The following is a 4,818-nucleotide window of genomic DNA, read 5'->3' on the forward strand; positions in this document are numbered from 1 at the left end:
GCGCTAGTCTCGTGGGCTCGGAGATGTGTATATGAGACAGGCCGCCCGCCGCCCCCAGGAGCCGGTCGGGGTCGCTGGCGGCGGTGTAGACGACGGTCGTGCGCAGCGGCAGGCCCGCCTCGGCCAGTCTGATCGCGACCTGCTCGGCGGTGAGGTTCGTCAGCAGGCCGCCGGCGCCGCTCTGGCCTGGGCCGGAAGTGCCATCCGCGGCGGTCGGACCGGTCGGGGAGCCGGCAGCGCCGGCCGTTCCCGGGCTCGCCGCGGACGGGCTCGCCGTCGGCGCCGTGCCCGCTCGGTGCGCCGGCCCCACCAGCCGGTTCAGCACGTACCCGGCGGAGCCGGCCAGGACCGCTACTACCAGGACGAACGCAACATAGGGCAGCAGGTTGTTCCGCGCGGCCGCGTCCGGCGGCCCGCCCTCGGGGTCGCGTCCGTTGATCCCCCCTCGTTCGCGGTGGCCCGCGCCGCCGGCGAGACCAGGCCGACCGCCGTCAAGGCCCCGGCGACCGGTGCCACCTCCGGGGCCGCTGTAGGCCCCGCTGCCGGCCCGGCCCGCGCCCTCGCGGGGCACAGTGTGGATGCCGGGATCGGTGTGGTCATCGTGGACTGGGCGGCGGCCACGGTCGAATCTGGCCCCACGGTCGACGCGGGTGCCGCGATCGGTCTGGACGGCGCCATCGCCGTAACCTCCGCGGCTGCCGTACTCGGCGGGAGGGCCGTACCTGCCGCGGCCGTCGTGGCCGTCGTGGCCGTCGTGGCCGTCGAGTCTTCCGCGATCGTCCTGGCGTCCGCGATCGTTGTATGGATCGGGATCGGGATGGTCGTAAGGATCGCGGTCGTCGTAACCACCGCGGTCCTGGTGGCCACCGGGGTCGTTGTAGCCACCGCGGTCCTCGTAGCCACGGTGGTCCTCGTGAACGTGGCGGTCGTCATAGCCGCGACGTTCGCCGAAGGCCCTGGGATCGTCGTGGCCACCGCGGTCGTCGTAGCCGCCGTGATCCTGGTATCCGCCGCGACCGTCGTACCCGCCGCGACCGTCGTAGGCACCGGTGCCCGGGTAGGCGCCTGACCGGGCCTGATTGGCGCGGGTGGCGCGACCACCGTCGTCGTGGCCGCCGAGGTCGTCGTGGCCGCCGAGGTCGTCGTGGCCGCCGAGGTCGTCGTGGCCGCCGAGGTCGTCGTGGCCGCCGAGGTCGTCGTGGCCGCCGAGGTCGCCGTACCCGCCGAAGTCGTCGTAGCGCCGGTACTCCCGTGCCGCCGGTGCCATTCACTCCCCAAGGCGTCGAAATGTCACGCTTGAGGGCACCCTACGCGTCTACCGGTTCGAACCCTCAGTGCATCGCGGCAGCGGGCCGGGTTCGTCGGGTGACTCTACGGCCCTGGCCGCCGCGTCCGGGCGAGTGGCTGACGGGCCGGCCAGCCGGCCGATGGCCCGCGTGGGCACACCCCCGCCACCCCCGCGGGCGCTATCCGACCGGTGAGGACTTGGCGACCACCGCGATCAGCAGGCCGCCACCGGTGGTGAGGAGCATCTGGGTGAGCCGCACGTCGTCGCGCACGGCGGTGGCGAGCTCGCGGACGGCAACCGCGTCCGGGCCGCGGGCACCGGGGTCGACGGCTTGGCCTTCGGCCAGCACGCCCGCGAACACGACTACTCCGCCGGGGCGGAGTAGTCGTAGCGCCTGGGTGAGGTACTCGGTGCCCTCACGCCGGTCGGCATCGCAGAACACCAGGTCGTAGGCACCATCGGTGAGGCGGGGGAGGACGTCGAGCGCGCGGCCCGTGATGAGCCGGCTGCGGCCCGGCGCCATTCCGGCGTCGGCGTAGGTGCGGCGCGCCAGCCGAAGGTGCTCGGCCTCGACGTCGATGGTGGTTAGGGTTCCGTCGGGCCGCATCCCGCGCAACAGCCAGGTACCGGAGACTCCGGTACCGGTGCCGATCTCGACGACCGCACGGGCACTCACGGCGGCGGCGAGGAAGCGCAGGACCGCACCGGCACCGGGGCTGACCGGGACGATCCCGACCTCCTCGGCGCGGGCGCGGGCAGCACGAAGGATCGGGTCTTCCAACAGGAAGCCCTCGGCATAGGCGGCGGCGGAGTCGAGCTCGCCGATTTCGGTGTCCGGCATGACATCCGCAGCCTACGGGAACGGGAGAGCACAGAGGCGCGTTCATCTGGTCAACGTGCATCGTGTCGAGGAACGAGGGGAGAAACATCGGTGTCCGCAGCGGGATTCGCCGCTCCCTGGCCGGCTCGTCGGGTACGTTCGACGCGAACCGACCGAGAGGCGGCCGTGGCTGCACAGGACTCCGGGGCGGGTTCCGACGCCGCCGGCGCCGCCGCCACCACAGATATTTCCGGTTGGGTGCCTCCGTCCTGGGAGGACGTGGTCCGCGAGCACGGCAACCGGGTCTATCGGCTCGCCTACCGTCTCACCGGCAACGCCCACGACGCCGAGGACCTCACGCAGGACGTCTTCGTACGCGTATTCCGGTCCCTGGCGGACTACACGCCCGGCACCTTCGAGGGCTGGCTGCACCGGATCACGACCAATCTCTTCCTCGACCGCATGCGGCGGCAGCAGAAGATTCGCTTCGACGCGCTGCCCGAGGACACCGAGCGCCTGGCCGGGCGTGAGGCGAGCCCCGAGGCGGTCTACGCCGAGGCCCATCTCGATGCCGACGTTGAGGCGGCGCTCGCGGCGCTGCCACCCGACTTTCGGGCCGCTGTGGTGTTGTGCGATATCGAACAGCTCTCCTACGAGGAGATCGCCCAGACCCTTGGCGTGAAGCTCGGCACGGTCCGCAGCCGTATCTCACGCGGACGGGCGATGCTGCGGGCCGCGTTGGCGGACCGTGCGCCCCGCACCGCCGACGGCGCCGTGCTGATCGCCGCCGCCGAGGACCCGGACGACATGTACGCCAGTCCCGCGGCCCCGGCCGGCCGGGTCGATGCGTTCGGTGCCGAATCTGGTCAGTCGGCCGCCTCGCCCGGCTCACGGCGAAACCGTGACGATGGCCGTGCCAGGGGCGGGCGGCGGCGTGGAGCCGTGCCCGCCGGAAGCAAGGGTGGTGCTCCCGCGGAGCGGCCCGCGTGACCGAGCATCTCGGCGACCTGATCTCGCCCCTTATCGATCATCAGCTTGATCATGGCGCGCGGGATCGTGCGCTCGCGCACCTCGCCGGCTGCGGAGACTGCCAGCGTGAGGTGGTGGCGCTTCGCCAGGTGAAGGCCCGGTTGGTCGCGCTCGGCGATCCGGCGCTGCCCGAGAACGTCGCCGACCGACTGCTGCGCATCGGCGCCGGGATGGCAGGCGCGGCCCACCCCGAGCCCGAGCGTCGCCGCTCCCCGCCGGGTTCCGGTGGTCTGGCTGCAGGCGGCGGCGGGCGGCCCGCGAGTGCCGTTCCGGCGGCTTCGGCGGCCGCCGGCCGGGTCACGTCTGCCGGGGGCCTCTCGTCGTCGTCCGCGCGGCGCCCCGATGTCACCGGCCACGGCCGGCGTGCGGCGCAGCCGACCGACCGGGTGGCCTCCCGGCGCGCAACGCGCCGCAGAGCGCCCGAGTCACCCGGTGGGACTGGGCGCGGCGCCAGGGCCGCGCCGCATCGGGGCGCCGCTCGCCGGCCGGGAACTCGGCCGGGTCGAACGGGTGATCGGCTTCGCCGGCCGCCGTCGCCACCCCCGCGGCCCGTCCAAGGGCGTTCGAGTATGCGCCGCACGCTGCTCGGCTCCGCCGCGCTGCTGATGCTCGCCGTCACCGGGGCTGCCGTCGCGGACGGCCGGGGCAGCGCGCGCCCGGGCGGTCCCAGCGCGGTGCCGACCGTTTCCTCCGTGGTCGCTCCGGGCTCTTCGACCGGTGGTTCCCTGCGCCTGATCCCCATGTTCGCGCCGATGAAGGTGTCGTTGCACCGTTGACGTCGCGCTCCCGTGTGCCTGCCGGTGACGCGTACTGAACGTCGCGGAAACATTTGCTCCCCCGCCAAGCCTGCGCCGGCCGCATCCGTACTGCCCCAAGTTCCCTTCCGGGGGTGCCCGCATGTGGCGGTCGACGTGCGGAGCAGCAGGGACCGTCCGCGCTTTCACCCCCGTCCGGGCGACGGGCAGACGCTACTAACTGATACCTAAAAAGCTTTTTTCGGCTGTTCAGCGGTAGAGGTCTCCTCTGTTCTGTTCTGAGGCTTTACCGTGTAACCCGCTCGGGGTCGTTGCGCGGGGCCTCCCAGGACGGAACCGGTTGCCGGTGTTCCGCCGTGTCGCGCGACGAGCGAGTCGGGAGGTCGTGGTGGACGGCAGCGACAACAAGGCGGCGATCGCCAGCATGGATCCGGTCGACACGCCGAGCAGGCCGCGGCGCCTAGAACGGTCACCCCTGGTCATCGACCCGTCCGCCCTGCCCGGGTGCGGCGAGACCGACCCGGCCGCGGATCATGAGGCCGCCGGGCGCCGCTCCGGTGCCGACGAGCCATCCGGCCGTTCGGGCCACGCTGATCACGCGCCCACCGAGCCGGCAGGTCGGGCAGGTCGGGCCGCTGGGCGACCCGCCGCCGGTCATGCCGAGGCCGGCAGCCCTGCCGCTTCTGCCGGTCCTGCTCGTCCCGTCGGCTCGGCTGCTGCTGACAGTGCCGTCGCCCCGTCGGCTGCTGCCGGTCCCGCCGCTCCGGCCGTTCGCGCCGACCGAGCTGGGGCCTCGGCGGTTCCGGGCGAGCGGGACGCCGACCGGCGGCCCTTCGAACACGGCGCCCGCGACGAGACGACGATCCCGTCGACCTCGGCTGCGATGCCGACCAGCCCGCCGCCCCGTACTTTCAAGGCAACAGTCC

At 73.2% G+C, this 4,818-nt stretch carries 3 protein-coding genes and 2 pseudogenes; 3 read left to right on the top strand and 2 right to left on the bottom strand.

Features of this window, described 5'->3' with window-relative positions:
* Together NBZ85_RS27585 and NBZ85_RS27590 are read right to left on the bottom strand one after the other, a co-directional pair.
* Positions 1–1,267, bottom strand: a pseudogene (locus tag NBZ85_RS27585) (hypothetical protein); the annotation flags it as partial.
* Positions 1,268–1,466: 199 nt separating this feature from the next.
* Positions 1,467–2,129: an O-methyltransferase gene (locus NBZ85_RS27590; protein WP_136448387.1), complete on the bottom strand. Its 663-nt coding sequence runs from the start codon at positions 2,127–2,129 to the stop codon at positions 1,467–1,469.
* A 165-nt stretch (positions 2,130–2,294) separates the two neighbouring features.
* On the opposite strand from NBZ85_RS27590, the gene sigE reads away from it, so the two are divergent.
* From sigE to NBZ85_RS27605, 3 genes and pseudogenes are all read left to right on the top strand, one after another.
* Positions 2,295–3,098, top strand: coding sequence for an RNA polymerase sigma factor SigE (gene sigE / locus NBZ85_RS27595; RefSeq protein ID WP_372517636.1), 804 nt, complete (start codon positions 2,295–2,297; stop codon positions 3,096–3,098).
* On the top strand, positions 3,095–3,913 hold the full coding sequence (locus NBZ85_RS27600) for an anti-sigma factor family protein (RefSeq protein ID WP_261562927.1): 819 nt from the start codon (positions 3,095–3,097) through the stop codon (positions 3,911–3,913). The genes sigE and NBZ85_RS27600 overlap by 4 nt, the downstream gene beginning before the upstream one ends.
* A 367-nt stretch (positions 3,914–4,280) precedes the next feature.
* Positions 4,281–4,818: pseudogene (locus NBZ85_RS27605) on the top strand (hypothetical protein); the annotation flags it as partial.

It is taken from the genome of Frankia tisae (genome assembly GCF_025403405.1).
Classification (GTDB): Bacteria; Actinomycetota; Actinomycetes; order Frankiales; family Frankiaceae; genus Frankia; species Frankia tisai.